Origin of the sequence: Thalassolituus pacificus, from assembly GCF_025318105.1 — a bacterium.
Classification (GTDB): Bacteria; Pseudomonadota; Gammaproteobacteria; order Pseudomonadales; family Oceanobacteraceae; genus Venatoribacter; species Venatoribacter pacificus.
The window spans coordinates 136,923-161,812 of record NZ_JAOANI010000028.1 but is presented as its reverse complement, the minus strand read 5'-3'; the positions used below and the strand labels follow the sequence as shown (position 1 = coordinate 161,812).

Annotated in this window: 21 protein-coding genes; 11 read left to right on the top strand and 10 right to left on the bottom strand. The window is 54.5% G+C overall.

What is annotated here, in order from left to right:
- Window positions 1–99 precede the first annotated feature (99 nt).
- The 5 genes from miaA to NYR02_RS15340 are packed head-to-tail and all read right to left on the bottom strand — an operon-like array spanning window position 100 to window position 6,274.
- Complete coding sequence (miaA, locus tag NYR02_RS15360) at window positions 100–1,059, bottom strand: tRNA (adenosine(37)-N6)-dimethylallyltransferase MiaA (RefSeq protein ID WP_260977235.1); 960 nt, start codon at window positions 1,057–1,059, stop codon at window positions 100–102.
- Window positions 1,059–2,942 carry a DNA mismatch repair endonuclease MutL gene (gene mutL / locus NYR02_RS15355; protein ID WP_260977234.1) on the bottom strand — a complete coding sequence of 628 codons (1,884 nt, stop codon included), beginning with the start codon at window positions 2,940–2,942 and terminating at the stop codon, window positions 1,059–1,061. The genes miaA and mutL overlap by 1 nt, the downstream gene beginning before the upstream one ends.
- Window positions 2,943–2,961: 19 nt before the next feature.
- Window positions 2,962–4,281: an N-acetylmuramoyl-L-alanine amidase gene (locus NYR02_RS15350; protein ID WP_260977233.1), complete on the bottom strand. Its 1,320-nt coding sequence runs from the start codon at window positions 4,279–4,281 to the stop codon at window positions 2,962–2,964.
- Window positions 4,278–4,754, bottom strand: coding sequence for a tRNA (adenosine(37)-N6)-threonylcarbamoyltransferase complex ATPase subunit type 1 TsaE (tsaE, locus tag NYR02_RS15345; protein WP_260977232.1), 477 nt, complete (start codon window positions 4,752–4,754; stop codon window positions 4,278–4,280). Before tsaE ends, NYR02_RS15350 begins: the two co-directional genes overlap by 4 nt.
- Entirely contained in the window at window positions 4,754–6,274 is a 1,521-nt protein-coding gene (locus tag NYR02_RS15340; protein ID WP_260977231.1) for an NAD(P)H-hydrate dehydratase, read from the bottom strand. The genes tsaE and NYR02_RS15340 overlap by 1 nt, the downstream gene beginning before the upstream one ends.
- A 65-nt stretch (window positions 6,275–6,339) precedes the next feature.
- On the opposite strand from NYR02_RS15340, the gene queG reads away from it, so the two are divergent.
- Entirely contained in the window at window positions 6,340–7,440 is a 1,101-nt protein-coding gene (gene queG / locus NYR02_RS15335; RefSeq protein ID WP_260977230.1) for a tRNA epoxyqueuosine(34) reductase QueG, read from the top strand.
- A 109-nt stretch (window positions 7,441–7,549) separates the two neighbouring features.
- The gene (locus tag NYR02_RS15330; RefSeq protein ID WP_260977229.1) at window positions 7,550–8,599 is read left to right on the top strand and encodes a GGDEF domain-containing protein; all 1,050 of its coding nucleotides are present in this window, start codon (window positions 7,550–7,552) and stop codon (window positions 8,597–8,599) included.
- Window positions 8,600–8,674: 75 nt separating this feature from the next.
- Here the strand turns inward: NYR02_RS15330 and orn are convergent, their stop codons facing one another.
- Complete coding sequence (orn, locus tag NYR02_RS15325) at window positions 8,675–9,217, bottom strand: oligoribonuclease (protein WP_260977228.1); 543 nt, start codon at window positions 9,215–9,217, stop codon at window positions 8,675–8,677.
- A gap of 364 nt (window positions 9,218–9,581) precedes the next feature.
- Here orn and rsgA point away from each other — a divergent pair, with 364 nt between their 5' ends.
- The gene (rsgA, locus tag NYR02_RS15320) at window positions 9,582–10,613 is read left to right on the top strand and encodes a small ribosomal subunit biogenesis GTPase RsgA (RefSeq protein WP_260977227.1); all 1,032 of its coding nucleotides are present in this window, start codon (window positions 9,582–9,584) and stop codon (window positions 10,611–10,613) included.
- 83 nt (window positions 10,614–10,696) lie between these two features.
- Here the strand turns inward: rsgA and motB are convergent, their stop codons facing one another.
- Both motB and motA read right to left on the bottom strand, forming a co-directional pair.
- The gene (motB, locus tag NYR02_RS15315) at window positions 10,697–11,722 is read right to left on the bottom strand and encodes a flagellar motor protein MotB (RefSeq protein WP_260977226.1); all 1,026 of its coding nucleotides are present in this window, start codon (window positions 11,720–11,722) and stop codon (window positions 10,697–10,699) included.
- Entirely contained in the window at window positions 11,722–12,573 is an 852-nt protein-coding gene (gene motA, locus NYR02_RS15310) for a flagellar motor stator protein MotA (protein ID WP_260977225.1), read from the bottom strand. Before motA ends, motB begins: the two co-directional genes overlap by 1 nt.
- Window positions 12,574–12,931: 358 nt before the next feature.
- Between motA and NYR02_RS15305 the strand changes: the two genes are divergently transcribed.
- From NYR02_RS15305 to NYR02_RS15285, 5 genes are all read left to right on the top strand, one after another.
- Window positions 12,932–14,557: an HDOD domain-containing protein gene (locus tag NYR02_RS15305; RefSeq protein ID WP_260977224.1), complete on the top strand. Its 1,626-nt coding sequence runs from the start codon at window positions 12,932–12,934 to the stop codon at window positions 14,555–14,557.
- Between the two features lie 81 nt (window positions 14,558–14,638).
- Complete coding sequence (locus NYR02_RS15300) at window positions 14,639–15,475, top strand: sulfurtransferase (RefSeq protein ID WP_270049642.1); 837 nt, start codon at window positions 14,639–14,641, stop codon at window positions 15,473–15,475.
- A gap of 8 nt (window positions 15,476–15,483) precedes the next feature.
- Complete coding sequence (gene asd / locus NYR02_RS15295) at window positions 15,484–16,341, top strand: archaetidylserine decarboxylase (RefSeq protein ID WP_260977223.1); 858 nt, start codon at window positions 15,484–15,486, stop codon at window positions 16,339–16,341.
- A 152-nt stretch (window positions 16,342–16,493) separates the two neighbouring features.
- Window positions 16,494–17,360, top strand: coding sequence for a DUF2167 domain-containing protein (locus tag NYR02_RS15290; RefSeq protein WP_260977222.1), 867 nt, complete (start codon window positions 16,494–16,496; stop codon window positions 17,358–17,360).
- Window positions 17,361–17,608: 248 nt separating this feature from the next.
- A complete protein-coding gene (locus NYR02_RS15285) occupies window positions 17,609–18,082 on the top strand; it encodes a GNAT family N-acetyltransferase (RefSeq protein WP_260977221.1) in 474 nt (157 codons plus the stop codon).
- 1 nt (window position 18,083) lies between these two features.
- Here the strand turns inward: NYR02_RS15285 and epmA are convergent, their stop codons facing one another.
- Window positions 18,084–19,007 carry an EF-P lysine aminoacylase EpmA gene (gene epmA / locus NYR02_RS15280; RefSeq protein ID WP_260977220.1) on the bottom strand — a complete coding sequence of 308 codons (924 nt, stop codon included), beginning with the start codon at window positions 19,005–19,007 and terminating at the stop codon, window positions 18,084–18,086.
- Window positions 19,008–19,081: 74 nt separating this feature from the next.
- A complete protein-coding gene (gene efp, locus NYR02_RS15275) occupies window positions 19,082–19,648 on the bottom strand; it encodes an elongation factor P (RefSeq protein WP_260977219.1) in 567 nt (188 codons plus the stop codon).
- A 47-nt stretch (window positions 19,649–19,695) separates the two neighbouring features.
- On the opposite strand from efp, the gene epmB reads away from it, so the two are divergent.
- From epmB to NYR02_RS15260, 3 genes are all read left to right on the top strand, one after another.
- Window positions 19,696–20,718, top strand: coding sequence for an EF-P beta-lysylation protein EpmB (gene epmB / locus NYR02_RS15270; protein WP_260977218.1), 1,023 nt, complete (start codon window positions 19,696–19,698; stop codon window positions 20,716–20,718).
- A 135-nt stretch (window positions 20,719–20,853) separates the two neighbouring features.
- A complete protein-coding gene (locus tag NYR02_RS15265) occupies window positions 20,854–22,674 on the top strand; it encodes a GTPase (protein WP_260977217.1) in 1,821 nt (606 codons plus the stop codon).
- Between the two features lie 115 nt (window positions 22,675–22,789).
- Window positions 22,790–24,889: an EAL domain-containing response regulator gene (locus NYR02_RS15260; protein ID WP_260977216.1), complete on the top strand. Its 2,100-nt coding sequence runs from the start codon at window positions 22,790–22,792 to the stop codon at window positions 24,887–24,889.
- Window position 24,890 lies beyond the last annotated feature (1 nt).

Below are 24,890 nucleotides of genomic sequence, written 5' to 3'. Positions count from 1 at the left end.
CTCCTTAAATGAAGGTGTGCCGTCCAATGTGGGGACAGCCAAGAAAAGTAATAAGCCCCAGTTCGTCCGGAGCGACGCGAATGCGATAAAGCTGCGAAATCAGGACGATGCGCTAAATATGGCGTTGGCATGCAGGATTTTCAAGGCGCTTTGCAGAAGATTACGATCCTCTGTTTCCAGCCAGTAAAGATCAGGCCAGCTGCGCAACCAGGTTACCTGCCGCTTCGCCAACTGGCGCGTGGCTATAATGCCACGCTCAATCATTTCCTCATAATCATATTTGCCGTCCAGATAGTCCCATGCCTGACGGTATCCGACGGCGCGCACGGAGGGCATATTAACGTTCAGATCACCGCGCTCGTGCAGTTGTTTCACTTCGTCGATAAATCCCTGCTCAACCATCTGGCGAAAACGCAGTGCAATGCGTTCATGCAGCGTGCTGCGCTCACGCGGACAAACCGCCAGGTTAACCACATGATAAGGCAGCGGCTCGCTCTGCTGTTCGGCCCAGAACTCGGTCAGCGTTTTACCGGACACCTCATACACTTCCAGCGCACGCTGAATGCGTTGTGAGTCCATGGGCTTTAAACGCTCAGCCGACTGCGGATCAATGGCGGCGAGTTTTTCGTGCATATATGGCCAGCCATATTGCAGCCCTTCAGCCAGCAGCCGCTCGCGCACTTCTTCATCAGCCTGGGGCAATTGGGCCGCACCGTCGCGCAGAAATTTAAAATACATCATGGTGCCACCGGTCAGCAGCGGTACGTTACCACGGGCGGTAATGTCGGCCATTTCACGCAGTGCATCTGCGCGAAAATTCGCCGCGGAATAACTTTCTGCCGGGTCAATCAGATCAATTAACCGGTGCGGCGCACGCTTCTGCATTTTAGCGTCGGGTTTGGCGGTACCGATATCCATCCCCTTGTACACCAGCGCCGAATCGACACTGATAATTTCACACGGATATTTTTCTACCAGTTCGAGTGCCAATGCGGTTTTACCGGAGGCGGTTGGCCCCATCAGAAAAATGGCCGGTGGTAACGCTTGCACAGTGCTCATCAGCGGCCCCGTAAAAACAGTTTATCCAGCTCACCCATGGTGAGCTGAGTCCAGGTCGGACGGCCATGATTGCACTGACCGCTGCGCTCGGTGGCTTCCATATCGCGCAGTAAGGCGTTCATTTCCGGAATACTGAGTTTGCGGTTTGCACGTACCGAGCCATGGCAGGCCATGGTGCCGAGTAATTCGTTACGGTGCGCAAGAATACGGTCGGAGGTGCCATGTTCGAGCAAATCGCCCAGCATATCGGTTACCAGCCGCGGCACTTCCGCCTGCTGCAGCAGCACCGGAATCTGGCGTACAACCACGCTTTCCGGTGCCACCCGTGCAAGCTCAACGCCGAGCAAGCGGAATTCATCGGCAAACTGCTCGGCGGCATCCGCTTCGCGCTCACTGACGGCCAGCGTTACCGGGACCAGCAATGGCTGGCTCTGCACCCCCTGCTGATCGACGGCGATTTTTAAGCGTTCGTAAGTAATGCGTTCGTGGGCGGCGTGCATATCGACCACCACCATACCCTGTGCATTCTGCGCCAGAATATAAATGCCATGCAGCTGCGCAATGGCATAACCCAGCGGGGGCATATCGGCGCTGGGCGCTTGTGGTAACGGCTGTGGCTGACCCTGCCGTGTTTCCTGCCCCCAGGGCGCATCGTCGAGCGGCTGACTGAGTGCCCGCAAACCTTCCAGCTGCGCACTGACAGCCCCCTGTTGCGGCGCAGCACTATACGCTGGCAGATAACCTCCGGCATTTTCCCGCACGCTCTGCGCCTGCCAGTCGAGGCGCGCCTGCTCCTGAAATTCACCGGCCTGCACACCGCTGAGCGGCGCCGTCTGCGGCACCAGCGTAGCCGGTGTACTGCCCGCCAGGCGATCATCCGGACGCACATCACCCAGTGCTTTATGCAGCGTACGGAACAGGAAATCATGCACCAGCCGGCCATCGCGGAAGCGCACTTCATGCTTGGTCGGATGCACGTTTACATCCACCAGTTTCGGGTCCAGCCAGAGGTACAACACAAAAGCCGGATGACGGCCGTGATACAGCACATCGCGGTAGGCTTGTTTAATCGCATGCACTACTAATTTATCGCGAACCACACGGCCATTCACAAAGAAATACTGCATATCCGCCTGCGAGCGCGAGAAGGTCGGCAAGCCGACCCAGCCCTGCAGTTGCAGACCCACGGCTTCGGCATCGATGTGCACGGCGCTGTCGATAAAGTCTTTATTTAACAGACTGGCGACGCGTTTTTCTCGGTCGATGGTGCGCTCGGCACTGCGCAGCTGGTGAATAACCCGGCCATTATGGCGCAGCGAAAATGCCACATCGTAACGGCTTAACGCCAGACGCTTAACGGTTTCTTCCAGATGGGAAAATTCGGTTTTTTCGGTGCGCAAAAATTTACGCCGCGCCGGGGTATTAAAAAATAAATCACGCACTTCCAGCGTGGTGCCTACCGGATGAGCCGCCGGAGTAACGCTGGCTGCCATGTCGCGTCCTTCGGCATGCACGCTCCAGGCTTCTTCCGCATGTTGCGCTCTTGAAGTCAGGGTTAAACGGGTCACCGAGCTGATACTTGCCAGCGCTTCCCCGCGAAAGCCAAGACTAGCGACCGCTTCAAGATCATCCAGTGTAATGATTTTACTGGTGGCGTGGCGGCTGAGTGCCAGCGGCAGATCGTCGTGTTCAATGCCATGCCCGTCATCGCGGATACGCAGCAGTTTAACGCCACCCTGCTCGGCATCAATTTCAATGCGGGTTGCTCCGGCATCCAGAGCATTTTCCACCAATTCTTTAACAATGTTGGCAGGGCGTTCGACTACCTCACCGGCGGCGATCTGGTTCGCCAGTCGCGGTGACAGCAGATGAATTCGACTCATAAACAATACAGCCCGGAAATTAGGTGTTAGGAATTCTGATGCGCTGACCAATACGCAACTGGTCATTTTTCAGTTCATTGACGCGGCGCAGTTCGTTAATAGCAACGCCATTTTTAAGCGCAATATCCGACAGGGTATCACCACTGCGAATCACGTAAGTATTGAATACCGGCGCACTGCCTTTTTGTGCGGCCAGTAAAGTACCGCGCGGCGGATGCTCGCGGAAGTATTCGGTAATACCGGCAAAAATAGCGCGCGCCATTTTTTTCTGGTAACTGCTGGTTGCCAGCTTACGGGCCTCATCCGGATTGGAAATAAAACCGGTTTCCACCAGCAGCGCGGGCATGTCGGGCGCTTTTAAAACAACAAACGCCGCTTCTTCCACATGGTTTTTATGCAGCCGGGAAACGTTGCCAATATTGTCGAGAATGTGGCTACCCAGTTTAACGCTGGAATTGCGTTTGGCGGTCATGGATAAATCCAGCAGCGTCATCGCCAGATGGTCTTCTTTATCTTCCAGACTGACGCCACCAATCAGATCCGATTCGTTTTCTTTATCAGCCAGCCAGCGCGCAGCCTCCGAGGTTGCGCCGCGTTCCGATAACACAAAAACCGAACTGCCATGCGCACTCGGATGTTTAAACGCATCGGCATGAATGGAAACAAAAAAGTCGGCATTGGCTTTACGCGCTTTTTCGGTACGTTCACGCAGGCCAATGTAGTAATCGCCGGTTCGTACCATAAACGGGTGAAACCCATGTTCAGCAACTAACAAACGCTGTAGTTCTTTTGAAATGGCCAGCACGACATTTTTCTCCCGCGTACGGCCATGACCAATCGCACCGGGATCTTCACCACCGTGACCGGCATCAATGGCAATAATAATGTCGCGCTTATTGTCGGTATAAATATCGGCTTTTTTGATCGGGGAAATAACCTGAGAGCCAATTTCGCGCTCCAGATCAACCACCAGTCGATGACTGGCGTAAACATTATTCGGCGGCAGAGGAAAACTTTTCGGATTCAGCGGTTCAGCCACATCAAGCACGATACGGACATCGTTGCCGTTACGCTTACCACTGCGGATTGCCCGGATGGCGGTTGATTGCAGATCCACCTTAGACAGATCATTGAGCACTTTCGAGTCAGACAGATCAATGACGACCCGATCAGGATTACTGAGGGTAAAAATTTTATGCTCCGCCGGACTGGATAAATCAAACACCAGCCGGGTTTTGTCCGGTGACTGCCAGACCCGCACATCTTTAACATCGGCATGCAGCGCTGAACTGAGCAGCAGCAATGGCAATATCAGCCGCGCCAGAAAAGTAAACCTCATGCCCGGGCAAACTCCTGTGCTACCTGGTTCAGCGCCTGTTGCCAGCGCGCTCCCCGTTCTGTGCCTGCCGTCCAGCTTAATTCACGGCTGTCGCCCAGGTCGTCAATATGCAGCACCAGATCGGCTGCGGGCAGAATGCCGCGGCCTTTTTCGGCCCATTCAATTAAGCACAGAGCCTGATTATCGAGGTAATCGCGTATGCCCATAAATTCCAGCTCTTCTGCATCCCCCAGACGATATAAATCAAAGTGGCAGACATGACAGGCGGCCAGTGGATAATCTTCAACCAGAGTGTACGTCGGGCTTTTAACCGCGCCCTGATGACCCAGAGCCTGAATCAGGCCACGGCTGAAAGTGGTCTTGCCCGCCCCCAGCGTGCCTTCCAGAAACAGCAGGCCACCTTCGCTGAATACCGGCGCGCAGGCCGCCGCAAAGGCCGTCATAGCGGATTCTCCGCACAGGCGAATGGTCATCAGTTAATCAGCTCCCGCAACATCATCATTAAATCGCTGGCCAGTAAACCACGCTGACCGTAACGTGCCGCCACCATATCAGCCGCAGCACTGTGCAAACAAACGCCATAACGTGCCGCCGCCCAGGGAGTCATGCCCTGCGCCAGCAACGCGGCGATGATGCCACTGAGCACATCGCCCATGCCACCGCTGCTCATCCCCGGATTGCCGTCGGTGCACAGCGCCAGCCGGCCATCGGGGGCGGCAATCAATGATCCCTGCCCTTTCAGCACCACCACCGCCTGATATTCCTGCGCCAGTTTACGGGCGGCAGCAAAACGGTCGGCCTGTACTTCGGCAATGCTGCAACCCAGTAGCCTCGCGGCTTCACCGGGGTGTGGTGTCAGTACGCAATCGCGTCCGGCAAAATCACAGCGCCAGCCCGGTGATGCAAGAATATTCAGCGCATCAGCATCCAGCAGCAGTGGTCGTTCATCACCTAAAACCTGCTGCAACAACAGCTCTGACCAGCTGCTCTGGCCCAGCCCCGGACCAACCGCCAGCACCGCCGCACGGCGGAGCAGGGGTTGCAGTTCCAGACCGGATTCAACGGCCCGCACCATTACTTCCGGACGGCGCATCAACAGGGGGGCGACATGCTCGGTACGCGTTGCTGCACTGACCAGTCCTGCGCCACAGCGGGCCGCCGCTTCCGCTGCCATCGCCACCGCACCGCCCATACCCTGATCGCCGCCAATCACCAACACATGGCCAAACTCACCTTTGTGCGCGTTACCCAGACGAGTGGGTAAACGCTGTCCCAGACGATCGAGACGATCCCAACTGATGCGTTCAGCATCCGCTGGCAACTGGTGGTAAAGCAGCGGATCAACCGCCAGCGAAGCAAACGCAATCGCGCCACACACATCCGGCCCGGCCGCGGTCAGCATGCCGCGCTTCATACCGATAAAAGTTACCGTCAGGCTGGCTTCCACCGCATTACCCATAATGCGGCCAGTATCGGCATTCAGGCCGGAAGGCAAATCCAGCGCCAGCACATCCGCCCAATGCTGATTAATAGCGTCAATAGCAACGGCATAATCGCCGCTGACCCTGGCATTTAACCCGGTGCCCAGCAGCCCATCAACAATGACCCGTCCGTCGTAATCCAGTTCCCCACTGAACACCTGCGGCTGTACGCCGGCATCAATCGCCATCGTCCTCGCCTGCTGCGCACTGTCTGACTGCTGCTGCAGATCGCCCAGCGTATAGAAAGACACATCCATCCCGTGGTAGCAGGCCAGCGCCGCCAGCACCCAGGCATCACCACCGTTATTACCGGGGCCGGCGAAAACGCAGATGTGCTGCTCATCGGGCCAGCGTTCCAGCAAGCAGGCAAAAGCCGCTTCCCCCGCACGGGACATCAACTCAAAGCCGCTGATGTTTTCCTGTTCTGTCGCCAGCCGGTCAAGCTCGCGCACCTGTTCGGCACGGTAGAGTTCACCCGGCAGATGATCCCTGGCGGTGTAAGGTCGATTCATCCTTTGGCTGCCTAATATGTTAAATTGCGCAAAATTATATAGAAGCTGAGCCTGAAGACGAACCCATGACAGAAAGATCGTCGGACAATGCACCGGATTGCGCTGAATTATCGCCGTCATGGGCCGGTTTACGTGCTCAGCTGGACGAGTGGGCCACGGAACTTGGCTTCCAGCAACTGGGGATTACCGGTGTAGAGCTGGCTGAACACGAGCAACGGCTGCAACAATGGCTGGCTGCCGGTTATCACGGCGATATGGTTTATATGGCTGACCACGGCAATATGCGCTCGCGCCCGGCTGAATTACTGCCCGGTACCCTCAGGGTGATCAGCGTGCGTATGGATTATCTGGCGCCGGATATCCGCATCAGCGAACAGCTGAGCGATAAAAACCAGGCCTATATTTCGCGCTACGCGCTTGGCCGCGATTACCATAAACTGGTGCGCAAGCGCCTGACCGAGCTGGGTAAGCGCCTGCAACAGGCCGCCGGCGAGATGGGTTTCCGTGCATTTGTCGACAGCGCGCCGGTACTGGAACGGGCACTGGCCAACCAGGCCGGGCTGGGCTGGATCGGCAAAAACACCATGCTGATCAACCGCAAAGCCGGCTCGTATTTTTTTCTCGGTGAAATCCTCACCGATCTGCCGTTACCGATGGATAAGCCTTATACCCAGGATCATTGCGGCCGCTGCACAGCCTGCCTGGACATCTGCCCGACACAGGCCTTTGTTGGCCCGCATGTGCTGGATGCGCGACGCTGTATTTCCTACCTTACCATCGAGCTGAACGGGCCGATTCCTGAAGACCTGCGACCAGGCATCGGCAACCGTATCTTCGGCTGTGATGACTGCCAGATCGGCTGTCCGTGGAACCGTTTCAGCAATGCCAGCAAAGAAGGCGATTTCAGCCCACGCCATCAGCTCGACAAGGCCAGTCTGCTGGAGCTGTTCGCCTGGAATGAAGCGACCTTTTTAAGCCGCACCGAAGGCATGCCGATACGCCGCACCGGCTACGAGAACTGGCTGCGTAATATCGCCGTTGCCCTGGGTAACGCTCCGCGCAGCCTCGAAGTCACCGATGCCCTGCAGCGCAAACGGCCGCAGGTCAGCGCGCTGGTGCAGGAGCATATCGACTGGGCGTTACAGCAACAGCAAAACCCACGATGAGCCACACGGTAAACCTGCGGGCAAACAACATCGGTCTGATACCGTCAGACTGTCTAAACTTCAGAATGACCGGGCGGTTTTGCAGACGCCTCAGCTGTTGGAGAGATTTATGACCATTGCCTCACATCCTGCCCGCGAACATCAGCGTCTGCAGGCATTAAAGGAGCTGGATATTCTCTACCTGCCGCTGGAAGACCGCTTTGATCGCATTACCCGCACCCTGTGCCGGTTATTTGATGTTCCGGTTGCGTACCTGTCGCTCATTGACGATGAAACCCAATGGTTCAAGTCGATTCATGGTCTCGACCTGATCAACACCCCGCGTTCCGATGCCCTGTGCCAGCACACTCTGCTGGAAGACGAATATCTGATTTGTGAAGATATGACTCAGGATCCACGCTTTGCCGACAACCCCTACGTGACAGGCGCGCCTTATGCGCGTTTTTATGCCGGCTACCTGCTCAAAAGCCGCGAACAGAATGTTGGCACGCTGTGCATCGTTGACACCCAACCACGCTCGTTCAGCCAAGACGATCTTGCGGCACTGGCCGATATCGCCAGCTGGGCACAAACCGAACTTAACCTGACTCAACTCAGCGACATGCAGGTACAGTTGATCGGCGAGCTGGACGAAGCCTATCAACAGGCCCGGATCGATAGCCTTACCCGACTGTGGAATCAGGGCACCATCAAGCAGATTCTGCACCGGGCGTTTCAGCGCCATCTGCTTAATCTGACACCGCTATCGGTATTAATGATCGATGCTGACCACTTCAAAAAAGTGAACGACACCTACGGCCACACAGTGGGCGATAAGGTTTTGCAAAACATTGCCTCTGCCTTACGCCAGGCACTGCGCCCTCAGGATGCGATTGGCCGTTACGGCGGTGAAGAATTCCTGATTATTCTCGATGACTGCGAACCACGACAGGCCGCAGAGCTGGCCAAACGGATCCTCAACCGCGTGCGCAACCTCAGCTTTACCGACGTCGCACCGGATCTGAAGGTCACGCTCAGCATTGGTATTGCCGGCTCGTCCGCGCGCGGACTGGAAAGCGAAACCGATCTGATGGATCTGGCGGACCAGGCGCTGTACCGGGCCAAAAACAATGGCCGGGATCAGATTTGCCTGCTGCATAGCACAGAGGCGCGAGACTGAACGCTCCTGCCAGTTATAAAAAAGCCCTGCAATCGCGGGGCTTTTTTATTGCACAGGATCTGGCCGGCAAAACTCTTACAACGCCAGAAAGTGCTCACGGTAGTGCTGCATTTCAGCAATCGACTCTTTGATATCGTCCAGCGCCTGATGGCTGCCTTTCTTCTGAAAGGAAGATACCACTGCAGGCTTCCAGCGTTTGGCCAGTTCTTTCAGCGTGGATACATCGATATTGCGGTAATGCATATAAGCTTCCAGCTCCGGCATGTATTTCACCAGAAAACGGCGATCCTGATGAATGCTGTTGCCGCACAGTGGTGAAGTACCCGGTTTCACATGCTGACGCAGAAATTCCAGCGTCAGCCGTTCGGCGTCACGGGCATTGGTACTGCTGTTGCGTACCCGCTCAGTCAGGCCTGAATTGCCATGAGTCTTGGTATTCCACTCATCCATGGCATCGAGCAGAACATCGGGCTGATGAACCGCCAGCACCGGGCCTTCGGCAACAATATTGAGATTGCTGTCGGTGACAATGGTCGCGATCTCAATAATCACATCCTGCTCTGGCTCCAGACCGGTCATTTCCAGATCCATCCAGACTAAATTTTCGTTTTGGCTCATAACGGCTGCTCATAGATAAACACTGGGGCCTGTTAACGCTAATTAAACAGGCCTGTTATCGGCTAAAAATATTTCAGACAAGGCGCTGAGAGTGTAGCCTAACGGGTTAAGCTAACGAACAGCAACGCAGGATGAGGAATTTTTAGCCATAACCCTCCGGGCTGAGGCCAGTTTTCCCCATTAACTGCGTCGCTCGTCATTCATTTAGCCCACTAATATCACTCCTCTCTCCTTGTTCTGAGAAAAACTGGCTTTCAGCAGGCCCGATTCACTTAGTGTTAACAGGCCCCACCTGTTTAGCAACTTGCGCCAGCCCCGGCCAACACGGACAATGGCCGCCTTGCCCTCACCGCAGCGAAGATTGATGAGCAAACGTAAACTGACCAAACGCCAGACCTGGCGCGTGGAGAAAATCCAGGAAGAAAAAGCCAAACGCGCCCAGCAAAAAGAAAGTGGTATTGCCGAGCAGCTGAACGCCGGTGAACTGGGTGACGAGCGCCAGGGGCAGGTGATTGCCCACTTCGGCACTCAGGTTGAAATCGAAAGCAGCGCCGATGGTGCGCAGCGCTATCGCTGTTATCTGCGCGCGAACCTTGGCTCACTGGTAACCGGCGACCGCGTCGTGTTCCGCCCCGGAGCCGAGCATAACGGGGTGCATTCCGGGGTGGTGGAAACCGTACTGGAACGCAGCTCTGAGCTTTCCCGCCCCAACCCTTACAATGAAATCAAACCGGTTGCCGCCAATATCGATTTTATCGTGCTGGTGATTGCCCCCGAACCTGAGGCGCACAGCAACCTGATTGACCGCTATCTGGTCGCCGCTGAAAACTGCAATATCGAACCGATCATTCTGCTCAACAAAACCGATCTGCTGGATGAACGTAACAGCGCTCGTTTTGACCAGATGCTGGGGGCCTATGAAGCCTTGGGCTACCGTACTTTGCTTGTATGCAGCAAAGAAGACAGCAGCCTGAGCGAGTTGAAAGAATTTCTTAATGGCCGCATCAGTGTTTTTGTCGGCCAGTCCGGGGTGGGTAAATCGTCATTGATTGCCACGTTGCTGCCAGGTGAAGAACTAAAAGTCGGGGCATTGTCGGAAAATACCCGTAAGGGTAAGCACACCACAACCACCGCCCGCCTGTATCATTTTCCGGCCGGTGGCGATCTGATTGACTCACCGGGAATCCGCGAATTTGGTCTGTGGCACATGAGTGAAGATGAAGTGCTGTACGGCTTCCGTGAATTGCGGCCTCTGGCCGGTTATTGCCGCTTCCGTGACTGCGCTCACGGGCAGGAGCCTGGCTGCGCAATCCGTACCGCCGTTGAAGAAGGTAAAGTGCAACCCGAGCGCTTCCAGAGTTATCAGCGCATTCTGCAGACGCTGACCGAACTCTGACCCTGACCGTTTGCCTGAATGCAGACATAAAAACGGCAGCCATTCGCTGCCGTTTTTTTATTCTGCCCTGCTCTTGGCGGCTTCTACCAAAAGGCCTCGTTCTTATTCGGCGGATTATCGTAGCTGTTATCTTTTGCTTCACGATTTTTACGCAACTCTTCCAACAGCGATCCGGCCTTATTAATAACGGGCTGGCGGGCATCTGCCGGAGCCTGATCATTACTGTCGATAAATTCCACCTGCGGTTCACCGCCGGTACGGTCACGGACACTTTTCTCCGAGCGTTTATTCAGCAACGTGATAGAAATACGGCGATTCACTTCATTACCCGGATCATCCGGTTTGAGTGGTGCGGTATCTCCCATGCCGATCACCTGAGCAATCTGTGATTTGGGCACACCGGCTTCCATCAACGCCCGTCGTGCCGCATCGGCCCGTAAAGAAGACAAACCCCAGTTGATATCGTCTTCATCGCGGGCACCGCCGGCACGCGATGAGTCGGTATGACCGGCAATGGATAAACGGTGATCCATCGTCGCCAGTAATGGTGCCATTTCCCACAAAATATCTTCTGAATAATATTTCAGCCGCGCACTGCCGGGATCAAACATCGGCCGTTTGGTCTGATCGACAATCTGCAGACGTAAGCCTTCGGTGGTGATATCCAGCAGCAACTGATTTTTAAACGGACTCAGGGTCGGGCTGGCGTTAATCTGCGCTTCAATCTGCGCTTTCATATCCTCCATGCGTTTTTTCTCAATCGCTTCCGCCAGACTTTCGATTTCTTCAGCCTGTAAAATATCTTCCGGATCGATGGTTTCGGATTCCGATACATTGTCAGAAACCGAAGGCGAGCCTCCCAGATCAATGACATATTTCGACGGTACTTTTGTACCGTCCTCAAAGGCCTTCGGATCCTGAAAATAACCAGAAATAGCGGCACGTTCCTGTTCATTCGATGAGTTGATCACCCACAACACCAGGAACAGCGCCATCATCGCCAACGCAAAGTCGGCCATCGCGACTTTCCAGGCGCCACCGTGATCTTCATGCCGGCCCTTTTTCTTACGCCGGATAATAATATTCTGGTGAGGACCGAGATTTTCCATCAGCGACCACGAACCTTGCTTTCAACTTCGGTAAAGCTTGGGCGACCATGGGTAAACAGAGATTTACGGCCAAACTCAACCGCCAGCTGGGGCGGCAAGCCGTTCAGAGAAGCAATAATGCAGGACTTACTGGCTTCGTAGAGTTTGATTTCTTCTTCTGCCAGATGACGCATAACGGCACTGACCGGACCAACGATACCGTAAGCCAGAAAAACACCACTGAACGTACCGACAAGAGCCGCCGCGACATGCGCCCCGATTTCGCTCACTTCGCCACCGATAGCGCCCATGGTGATTACAATACCCAGCACCGCCGCCACGATACCAAAGCCCGGCAAGGCATCGGCCACCTTCCCCACTGCATTACCGGGCAATTCCAGTTCGTGCAGACGGGCATCAATTTCCTGATCCATCAGCGACTCCAGCTCAAATGAAGTCAGATTACCGGCGGCAATAATGCGGAAATAATCGGCAATAAAATGGGCCAGCTCTTCGTTCGCCTGAATCGCAGGATAACGCGAAAAAACCGCACTGGAGGCCGGGCTTTCCACATCCGCTTCAATCGCCATAATGCCTTCACGCCGGGCTTTATTGAGGATGTCGTAAATCAGGCCGAGTACATCCATATACATCGCCTTATTCACCTTACTGCCCATAATGACCTGCGGTGTCAGCTTGAAGCACTGCATCACCACATGCCATGGATTAGATAATAAAAAGGCTCCGAAAGCGGAACCACAAATAATCAGAATTTCAAAAGGTTGCCATAGCGCCAGCAAATTGCCATGAGACATGACATAGCCATACAGCACGCTTCCGAAAACGATCACCAGCCCAATTAAAAACAGCATTCACTAGAGTCCTTGGTGCAACAACTCCCGGAGGGAAGGATTAAGACTACAGGAGCCTCTGAATAACCCGGTGCCCGCTCTGGATTGCATGAAAGTCCTGAATCACGAAGCCGGGTTGCAGGCATAGCGGGCTCTGACAAAACACGGCGACACAGAGTCGGGGCTTTCCTGCTATCCCCGCCGGGCGCGGTTTTCCGGGCCACACAGCGGTGTTGACGAATTTAAAAAGGGCTCGCCATTATCTTCATTCGCCGCCTTGCTCTGCAGCCCGGAAATACTCGCGCAGAGCTGTGCAGGTTTATTCAGAGGCTCCTATAGTTAAGTAAAGGCTACAAATGGCTGTTACACAAACCGGGTCATGACACACTTATCGATAGCAAAACCACCCGCTGAGCTCTGGCAAACGCTCGCGGCCTGCCACGATTTTCCGATTCTTGAGGAATCGCGGCAGCGTATTCGCCAGCAAATGCATAACCGCAGCGTCAGCTTTGAAGATCTGGCCGGCTCTATTGAGCGGGATCCGGCGCTGTGTCTGCATTTACTGCGGCTGAGCGTTGAACGCCACCCCGGTTGTAATGAGCAGATATCCGGCGCTGCCAGCTGTCTGTCATTACTAGGCATGCAGGAACTGGTCAGGCTGATCAAAAACCTGCCCGTCGTCAGCGCCGACACGGAAGACAGCAGACAGCAGCTGTATCGGCGCGCGCTGCTGACGGCCCAGCTGGCCGGAAACCTGGCTGCCGAATGGGCCACGGTTAAAGGTAATCCCTCGGTAAACTATGCCCGCTGGAGTGCGACGCTGACTTCCGCTCCGCTGTGGCTGGCTCTGCTGCATTATCAACCCGCGCAGAATTGGTTGCATCTGCTGACCAATGGTACGGAGCTGGCCAAGGCCAGTCGCCTGATTTTTGATCACACCCTGTCGTCCATTCACAAGCTTAACAACGCGCTGTATCTGCCCGTGATGGCAACAGCCGTTTTTCAGAAAAAGAACTGGCCAACCCCGGCAGAGTGGCGGGTATTGCGGCACCATGACCCCCGCGATCTGGACAATCAGCGCCCATTGATACACCACTGTCAGCAGCCCGCCATGATCAGCCTGATGGCCAACAGCCTGGCCTGGCATTGGCACATTGCCCCCGACAGTCGTCGCAGCAAACGCTGGCAGGCACTGGTCAGCCACTGGTTGGGCAAGCCTGAACCCATGCTGCAGCCTGAATTGCGCCAGCTACAGGTCGCGACCACTCACCAACAGCACGACGGTATCGCAACCGGCCTGCAGCTGTTGCTCAGCCCGCAACCGGCAATTCAGGAATATCCCTGGATTGAAGCCGCCGCCCAGGCACCCGCCAGCACTACCCCTGAAAAAGCGCCTCACCGCGCACGCGCGCCCGTGGTAGAAGAAAGCAACGAACGCCACCTCGACGAAAAATATATGAAGAAACTGCTGCGCCAGTTGCAACAGGAACCCGACAGCTTCGGCGATTGGCACTATCTCATGCGTGGAATGCTGAAGGGTGTATGCGAAGGCATCGGTCTGGCCAGCGCCTGCATTGCCTTGCTGAACAAAGATAAAACCCAGCTGAAAGTGTTTTACGTCGAGGGCATGAGCGAACAGGCACCGATGCGCCGCTTTGTTGTCGACATGCGTAAACCGTCTTTATTTAACAAACTGCTGGAAAAACAAGCCAGCCTGCTGCTCACCGCTGAAAACCGCCAACGTTTCCTGCAACATCTGCCAGCCGCCACCAGCGAGTTAATTCCACAGCAAACCATGATGATGTCGATTGATGCCGGCGCAGCCCCAATCGGGCTGGTGATGGGGTTCGCCGCTGAACATCAGCCAAACCTGTCAACGGCGGAATATATTGGCTTTAAAAACCTCTGCCAGGTTACCAGTCAAAGCCTGGCGGCCCTGCGCGCGAATACGGAAAAAAGAGCTGCCAAAGAGCGTCGTGCAGCAGGAAAACCCGGCCGCTCATAACCGCAGAGTACACCACGCCTGACATCCGCCCTCAGCTTGGATAAACTCTCGCCTTTATTATCGATACTGGCGGAGTTTTCCATGGCAGATTTTCCTCTGTTGCTGGAACCGGAAGCGCTGGCGGCGCAATTACCGCTGACAGCCGCTCAGGGCAGCGTTCTGATTGTTGAGCAGGCAAAGTATGACGATTACCTGCAGCAGCATATTCCCGGTGCTGTACATCTGGATTTCAAGCGTCTGCAGTGCAGCGGCCAGCCGGTACCCGGCAAGTTACCACCGGTTGAGCAGCTGTCCGAGGTTTTCAGCGCACTGGGGCTGACCCCGGATACCCATGTTATTTGCTCCGACGATGAAGGCGGAGGCTGGGCCGGACGCCTGATCTGGGTGCTGGATATGATCGGCCACCCGCACTATTCCTATCTGAACGGCGGCATCGTTGCCTGGCGCGACGCCGGCCTGCCAACCGAAAGTGGTGAATACAAAGTACAACCATCGGACTACCGGGTCGGCACGCTGCACCATGAATTTGCACTGGATAAAGAGCAGATTATTGAACGTCTCGGTCAGCCGGATTTCGCCATCTGGGACGCCCGCTCAGCGGCTGAATACTGTGGTGAAAAAGTGATTTCACAACGTGGCGGGCATATCCCCGGCGCGGTGAACTACGAATGGACGCTGGGTATGGATAAAGCCCGCGGCCTGCGCATCAACGAGCTGAACGGTTTCCGTCAGTTACTGTCTGATATGGGTATCGACAACAGCAAAGAAATCGCCACCCACTGCCAGACTCATCATCGCTCCGGCTTTACCTATCTGGTCGGAAAAATTCTTGGCCTGAACATCAAAGGCTATGCCGGCTCCTGGTCTGAATGGGGCAATGACCCGGCCACTCCTGTCACCACTGGCAGCCAACCCTGAGGAATCCCATGTCATTTAAAGAACAAGCTTTTATCGGCGCCCAGTACCTGTTGCCACAGCACCTGTTATCCCGTGCCGTTGGCTGGCTGGCCAGTTGTGAAACGTCGTGGATCAAGAATCCACTGATCCGTACGTTTATCGATCAGTACGATGTAAATATGAAGGAAGCACAGCGTAAAACGGCTGAAGAATTCCGCTGTTTTAATGACTTTTTCACCCGCGAACTCGAAGACGGCGCTCGCCCCCTCGCCAGCGGCGACGATGTAATCGTGTCACCGGCCGATGGCGCCGTATCTCAACTGGGGCCGATTGAAAACGGCCGTATTTTTCAGGCCAAAGGTCAGGATTACTCGCTGATTGAGTTGCTCGGTGGTGACACTCAGCGCGCCGAGCCTTTTATGGGCGGCGAATTTGCGACTATTTACCTGTCGCCAAAGGATTATCACCGTGTGCATATGCCAGTAACCGGTACCCTGCGTGAAGTGATTTATGTGCCGGGCGATTTGTTCTCAGTTAACAAAACCACCGCCGAAAATGTGCCGCGCCTGTTTGCCCGTAATGAGCGTCTGGTGGCTATTTTTGATACGGAACAGGGCCCGATGGCCATGGTCCTGGTTGGTGCCATGATTGTGGCCGCCATTGAAACCGTCTGGGCCGGATTGATCACTCCGCCGAAGCGAGAGTTAAAAGTAACGGACTTCAGCAATCCACAACCCATTACCCTGCAAAAGGGTGAAGAAATGGGCCGCTTCCTGCTGGGTTCTACCGTTGTGCTCTGTTTCGGTAAAGACAAAATCGACTGGCTCGATCAGCTGAAAGCGGACTCTCCGCTGCGCATGGGCGAAGCCATCGCCAAGGCTGATTGATATTTCAGTCAACTCCGGGTTGCATAAAACCCGGAGTGCCCTGACAATTCCTTACATTGCCTGAATGATGGCATAAGCCCTTCCCGCCGCGTTTTTTTCCGCCGCTGAAATGGACCTTCTGACGTTTATTTATCTCCGTGTAAGGAAATACGATGTTCAATCGTTTGCTCTCCGCTTTTACCCTGTTGTGCCTGTCTTTCTCCCCTTGTGCAGAAGAAGAAGGCGGCATGACTGCCCAGCAATTCTGGAATTCTCTCAACCGCCAGAGCGGTGATATTCCACTGGCCGAAGCCGGTGCCACCCTGCATGTACCGCAGGACTTTTACTTCCTCGACGGCAATGACAGCGAGCGCGTACTGGTTGATGTCTGGGGCAATATGCCGGGCCAGAATGTCCTCGGCATGCTGTTTCCTGCCGATCAGACACCGTTTGATGACAATGCCTGGGCCGTTACCATCGAATATGAAGAAGAAGGCTACGTTTCGGATGAAGACGCCGCCGATATTGATTACCGCGAATTACTGCAACAGATGAAAGAAGACATCCGCACGGCCAGTAAAGAACGCGTATCCATGGGCTACGAGCCGATTGAGCTGATTGGTTGGGCCGCCTCACCCTATTACGACTCCAATGCTAAAAAACTGCACTGGGCCAAAGAATTACGCTTTGGCGACGAGGAGCTGCACACCCTGAATTACAACATCCGCGTTCTGGGCCGAAAAGGGGTTCTGGTGCTCAACTTTATTGCCGGTGTTGATCAGCTGAGCACCATCGAAAGCAATCTGAGTACCGTATTGAATATCGCTGAATTCGATCAGGGATCAACCTACTCTGACTTCAACCCTGACATGGATAAAGTCGCCGCCTACGGTCTGGGGGCCCTGATTACCGGCAAAGTACTGGCCAAGACCGGCTTTCTCGCTCTGGCGCTGGTATTTCTGAAGAAGTTCGGCATTTTTATCGTGCTCGGCCTGGCCGCACTGGGACGCAAACTGTTCAGCCGTAACAAAGAAGCCTGATGATTACCGGGCAGTGTTCTGCATACGCTGCCCTTCTCTGCTCTCTCCTCACACTGCGCACGCCACCCAGGCCCAATTGGACAAAGTGCGAAGTTCAACACCGCTTTACGCAGATCTGCGCGTTATCATGACTAACGGCAACAATGCCCACTCTTTTATCAATAATAATCTGGGCAGCCCGCCCGCCTGAGGGGTAAGCTGTTGCCTCATTGATCAGTTTATGAATTACGCTAACGACGGAATACACGATGTATATCGACACGGCTTCAACTTCTGATATTTCCGCCCTCTGTGATCTGGCAGCCATGCTGGAACCAGTGGAAGGGGACTTTTTCGGGCGTCGTCATCAACAGGTACGACGGCTGGGTAATCTGCTGCTGGCCAAAGAACACGCGCACGTGCTCTGCATCCGTCATCAGGACGAAATCATCGCCATGCTGACCATGAGCAGCACCAACCCCGGCAGTGAGCAGCCAGCCATCATGCAGCTGAATGAAATCGTCGTACAACCGTCCTACCGTAATCAGGGTGCAGCCAGCACGCTGTTACACGCAGCGATCACTCAGGCCCGGCAAGCCGGCTGGGGGAAAATCACCGTACTGCTGACCGATATCAGCCAGCAGGCACAGCAGCAGCTGTCGCGCTTTGGTTTTGTCCACACCGCAGGCCAACAAATGCAACTGAACCTGAAAGCCGGTAAGACGGCGTTATCGGTCGCCTGATTCAGGCCCGCAGCCAGTCAAAACTCAACACATCGGCAATGTTGCCGGTGTTCTGAATAATCATCAGTAAACGATCCAGCCCCATCGCCACGCCGGCACATTCCGGCAGGCCGTACTCCAGCGCCGCCAGCAGATATTCATCGACCGGACGCCCGTCCGCTTCCCGCGTAAAGCGTCGGCGCTGCTCATCCGCATCGGTCAGCTCATGATAACCATTGGCCAGTTCTGCGCCGTTAAAATACAACTCAAACCGCTGCGCAACCGGAATGCCTTCGGCATTGGCGGCTACCTTAGCCAGCGCCGCCTGTGAAGCCGGAAACCCATCGATAAATACCAGCGTATCGGCCGGCAGGGATGGCTCAACCTGATGGCTCATAATCACATCCAGCCACCCGTCGCGGCTCAGCTGCAGATCCTGTCCTGCCAGTTGCTGGCCCAGCAAAGCAATCTGCTCATCACTGGCAGAATGAACGTCCAGCCCGGCGTAACCTTTCATGGCCTCGTCATAGCTCAGGTTAAGCCGTGGCAGTTGCGGGTAACGGGCTGATAATAGCCGCGTAACAAGCTCTGCAACTTCATCCATCAGCCGACGGTGATCAAAGCCCACCCTGTACCATTCCAGCATGCTGAATTCCGGGTTATGGCGCCGCCCGGCTTCGCCGCGGCGAAACACCCGGGCAATCTGAAAAATATCGCCACTGCCTGCACACAACAGACGCTTCATTGCGTACTCCGGCGAGGTATGCAGCCAGCGCTGTTCGGTGGTGCACATGGGTTCGATATTAGGATCAGACACGGGAGCCGCCGCGAGCACCGGCGTTTCCACTTCGAGTACATTGCGCTGGGCAAAAAACTGCCGGATTTGCTGATTCAGCCGCGCACGCGCACGTAAAGCCTGAATATCTGCGGAGGGTTGCCAGTTCATAACATTCCTGTGATCGCGCCCGGACGGGCATAAAAAAGGGAGCCGCCAAGCTCCCGGGTGCTGCGCTGAAGGAATCAGGCGCGGCTGACGTAATCACCGCTGCGGGTGTCGATACGCAGCTTGTCGCCAATATTAATGAACAGCGGCACCTTCACCACCGCACCGGTGGTCAGCGTCGCCGGTTTATTCCCGCCCTGAGCCGTATCGCCTTTCAGACCCGGATCGGTTTCTACCACTTCCAGTTCAACAAAGTTTGGCGGAGCCACCGTCAGTACCGCGCCGTTAAACAGCGTGATGGTGTAAATTTCCTGCTCTTTCAGCCACTTAACGGTATCGCCCAGCGCTTCCTGCGATGCCGCATGCTGCTCGAAAGAGCCATCGGTCGCCATAAAATGCCAGAACTCACCATCGTTATAGAGATACTCCATATCGAGCTCCATAACATCCGCACCTTCCAGTGAATCTCCCGACTTGAAGGTTTTTTCCACTACCCGGCCGTTGCGCAGGTTGCGCAGCTTAACGCGGTTAAACGCCTGACCTTTACCCGGTTTAACGTAATCGTTATCCAGAATGGAACAGGGCTCGCCATCGAACATGACTTTAAGACCTGATTTAAATTCGTTGGTAGAATAATTCGCCATGTAATAACCCGTTCTAAATTAATCGCTTCTTAGGAATTCATATCAAGTTGCCTATCATAACGCGATCTGCCGCCGCTGTTGAGGCCGAAGACTGGCAGCAGATTCTGGCGCAGTCATTCCGCCGCCCACAAGCACTGCTGGAATACCTCAATTTGCCACTATCAGAGCTGCCGCAACGCCTGCAGGCCTGCGACGAGTTCAGCATGCTGGTGCCACGCCCCTATGCTGCGCAAATGCTGCCTGGCGATGCGGACGACCCGCTGCTGCTGCAGGTATTACCTCAGGCGACAGAAAATGAACATCGGCCCGGCTACATCACCGATCCTCTGGCCGAAAAAGACACCAACATTCAGCCCGGTATCATTCATAAATATCGCGGCCGTATTTTGCTGCTCGCCACCGCAGGCTGTGCGGTCAACTGCCGCTATTGTTTCCGCCGTCATTTTGCCTACGCGGACAATCGCATCGGCCGTAAGCAATGGGCCGAAGCTCTGGCTTACGTTGCCGCCGATGCCGGTATCAGTGAAGTCATTCTCAGCGGTGGCGATCCTTTGTTGTTACAGGATGAGGCACTGCAGGAGCTGATTCATCTGATCGAAGACATCCCCCATGTCCGTCGTCTGCGCATTCATACGCGCCTGCCGGTGGTGATCCCGCAACGTCTGACAACCGCCCTGCAAGAGATGCTGCACAACAGCCGCCTGCAGACCAGCATCGTTGTGCATATCAACCATCCCAATGAATTAAGCGAGGCTCACCGCCAGCCGTTGCAGGCTCTGCGTCAGAGTGGCACCACATTGCTGAACCAAGCGGTATTACTGAGAAAAGTGAACAATAACCTCGGTATTCTGTCTGATTTAAGCGAACGGTTGTTTGAATTTGGAGTGCTGCCTTATTACCTTCACCTGCTCGATTCCGTCCGGGGAGCTCACCACTTCGACGTCAGCGAACAGGAAGCCGTTTTTCTGTACCGGCAACTGCTTGCTGAACTGCCTGGTTATCTGGTTCCGCGCCTGGTTCGCGAGGAGGCTGGCAAAGCGAACAAGTCACCAATCAACCTCGACAGGTAAACGGATATTGCCTATAAGGAAGTAGGCTTTTGCTATGAATCACATGCACTTACGGCAAAGTCGCTATACTGTGTGTGAGGTTCGGCAAAAATCCGCCGGATGAAGAAACATTGGCTTAATCAACAGCAGGATTGCATGGAAAGCCCGAAAACGCCGATCAAACTGCACATACCGACAACGCCTCTCGCGCAGCCATCCTTTTGTGCGGGTAATGTTGAGGGTGTCACCCAGTGGGCCAAAGAATTACCGATGGCCAACACCGGTGAAGCTGCACGCCAATTGTATCAGGCCATCCGTGAACTGAATCAATGGAATACCGACCCGCTGTTGCGCTTTAAAGTGCTGGAAGTGGTGCGCCCGTATATCTATTCCATCTGCACGCTGTTGAACAAACATTTTCTGCAATCGTCGATCTCACTGAACGATAAGCAGCTCAAAATCGCAAACCTCAGCCAGGCGATGCAAGGGCATCTGGCTACCGGCTATAAGATGGTTGTTGCACACAGCATCAGCCGTGTAGCACCGGCTGATAAGCCCTCAAAAATTGTGACACTGGCCATCCACCGGGCGATATCGGATACCAACCAAACCATATTACGTGCCTTTCAGCTTTATTGTCAGCCGCCGGAACACGCGTGGCTGGAAGTGAATCAACTGTATCTTCTGGCTGAAATGCACAAGCTGCTGACCTTTAAAGTCAGCGATCGTCAGACACGTTTTTTATCCACATCCACCATTCAGGATGTGTATATCCGCGCTCACCTGCTGGGCACTGCCAAACCGAACAATCTGCGTCAGCAAGATCTGGCTCAGCTCTACGATGCCAGCGAACTGTGGGCCGAATTTGCATCGCTGTCTGCCGCCGATGACGAAAGTGCACTGTTTATTATTAACCTGCATCGTGACCGTCCGGGGCAGTATCGTCAGCATTTGCGCGATGCGCAAAAACCATTATTCCGCAGTCTGAACACCGCCAAACTGGTGCAGGCTCTTAAACATTGGGCCGCCAACCCTAATGGCGCTCACCAGATTACCGTACCGGGGAAACTCAGCGACAATTTGCTGTCCCATGCCATTCAATCCTGGGGTATCCACTGGCAACGCTCTTTCCGCCGCGCCCAGACCGAAGGTCAGCTGCGCATTTGCATTGGCCTTTCGGCCACGCATTATTACAGTGGTGGTCAGCAGGATTTTGAAAAAACACTGGCCTCGGTTAAGCCCAAAACGCTGGAAGGCGAAAGTAGTGAGCGCAGTGTTGATGTAGGCAAAGCCAGCAGCGAAGGCGATGTCTGGGCCAATGCGTTTGATGCCGGCGGCGCACGTATTGCCGAAAATGCCGCAATGAATATTGATGCTATTGAATTCATCAACAAGCACAAAGCTCAGGATCAAGACAGCGAAGAAGAAACCACGAAATATCCGGCGCATCAGGTCAACCTGATCAACACCAGCCCCGGCGGTTACTGTATACACTGGAGTGGCGATGTACCGGCCAGTATTCAGGCCGGTGAATTACTGGGCATTCAGGAACGCGGAGTCAAACACTGGTCGATCGGTGTTATCCGCTGGATCCGTCATCTGCGCGATCAGGGCACACAACTGGGGGTAGAGTTACTGGCCCCGAAAGCCGAAGTCGGCGCCGCGCGCTTGCTGCAGAAAACCGGCAGCAATGGCCCTTTTATGCGGGCACTGCTGTTACCGGCCATCAAGGCCATCGCGCAGCCGGCCACATTACTGCTGCCCCGCATTCCATTTCGTACAGGCAATAAAGTGGAATTAATGTATCCTGAGATTCAGGGACGTTACCAGCTGACCAAACGGCTGACATCGACCAGTAGTTTCAGTCAATTCCAGTTCCGCGGTGCCGGTGCAACCAGTCAGCCCCAATCATCCGGAATGCAGCAGACGCCGGGATTAGGCGAAGACGATTTCGACTCCATCTGGAACAAACTCTGATCAGATATCCCGCATCTGATCATTTTGTAACGCCCCACTGACTGTTTTGTCACTCCTGGTCATTTTTTTTTCGCAGACGGGCTCTATAATCGCTTTTTATTTACCAGAGGTTGGCATGTCGACAAGTCGGGACACATTGCATCTGTTGTTGCTCACAGAAACCCAGAATGATGCCGAAAGTCTGGTGAGCCTGATGCGTAATTCCGGCAGCGCCACCCGTGCGCACCAGATTACCTCGCTGGCAGACCTGAACGAACAACTGCAGGAAAAATCCTGGGATCTTCTCGTCGCCCAACCAGACGTCAATGGCATCGGTTATGACGATCTGCTGAAACAGATCAAACGTCTGAACAAAGACCTGCCCGTCATTCTGATCGCCGAAGAAGTCGATGCCATGATCATGGAAGCGGCCATCAAGCGCGGCGCCTGCACCGTTGTTCCTATTGATGAAAGCAATCTGTTGTTGATGGTGATCCAGCGCGAACTGCGCCATCTGCGCTCCCGCCGTGAGCTGCGCACGCTTGAAGTGCGCATCCGTGACGCCGAGAAACGCTGCCAGAATCTGCTCGAAAGCTCAAAAGATGCGGTGGCTTATATTCACGATGGCATGCACGTATATGCCAACCAGGCCTATCTTGAACTCTTTGGCTACGCCTCGGTTGAAGAGCTGGAAGGCATGCCGATTATGGATATGGTCGACAGCTCAGGTCAGGCCAACTTTAAAAGCTTTCTGAAAACCTATCATGCTGAGCAAAACAGCAGTCAGGAGCTTAAGACCACAGGCATCAGCGACAAAGGCAACACCTTCCCGATGCTGATGACCTTTTCTGCCGCAACGTACGCTGATGAGCGCTGCACCCAGGTGGTTATCCGCACCAATGCCGATAACAGCGAACTGGAAGCCAAGCTGAAAGAAATCAGCAGCCGCGATCTGATGACAGGCCTGTACAACAAACCTTACTTCAACGCCCGACTGGAAGAAGCCGTCGACCGTGCCGTACTGAAAGGCGCCAAAGGCGCGGTGTTGTATATCAATATCGATCACTTCGGCAAAATCAAAAGTGAAATCGGCATCAGTAATGCCGACACCGTCATCAGCGAAATCGGTAATTGCCTCAAAGGGCAGATCAACGACAAAGATATTCTGGCGCGTATTGGTGAGGATATTTTTACCTGTATGCGCATGGGCGCAGATGCGGAATCGGCACTGCAGTTTGGTGAACGCCTGCGCGATAAAATCGAGCATCTGCTGATTGATATTGGCAACCGCACAGTGACCGTAACCGCCAGTATTGGCCTGTCGCTGATCACCGAAAACAGCTCCCGCCCGGAAGATATTCTGCAGCAATCTCATCACGCCTCTGATGATGTACGCAAACAAGCCGGCCATGAGCGCGGCAACGGTGTTCATCTCTATCTGCCAAAAGAAGTAGATGAGCCACAGCAGGCGAGCAATCTGCAGCAAACACTGACCGATGCAATCCGTAACAACAGCTTCCGTCTGTTATTCCAGCCGATGATCAGCCTGCGTGGTGAAGAAACCGAACACTACGAGACGCTGTTACGTCTGCATCAGCCCAATGGTGATGAACTGTCTGGCGGTGATTTCCTGAACAGCGCTGAAATCAGCGATGACCTGAAACGCAAAATCGATCGCTGGGTTATTCTGCATACCACGAAATTACTCGGCGAACACCGGGCGAAGGGTCATAACACCCGCATGTTCATTAACTTATCGGCCGCTTCCTTAACCGACGATACCCTGCCCGGCTGGATTGGCGTCGCCATTAATGCCGCCAAACTCCCTAAAGGCTCGGTTATTTTCCAGTTCAATGAAGAAGATGCCAGCCGCTTGCTGAAACAAACGCAGCAGTTCAGCCACTCGCTGATGGAAAAAGGCATTCCGGCCGCGCTCAGCCGCTTCGGCTGTGCGCTGAATCCGATGCAGACCTTAAAACACCTGGCGGTTGATTACGTCAAAGTGGATGGTTCCTTCACTCAGGAACTGGGGCAGAATCCGGAAGCGCAAAAACACCTGAAAGCCCTGCTTGAAGGTCTGCATGAAGAAGAAAAACGCACCATTGTGCCATTGGTTGAAAGCGCAAACTCTGTTGCTTCACTCTGGCAGCTGGGGGTTCACTTTATTCAGGGCTACTATGTGCAGCCTCCACAGACCGCGATGAGCTACAACTTCAATGACGAAAATGATGAATAGC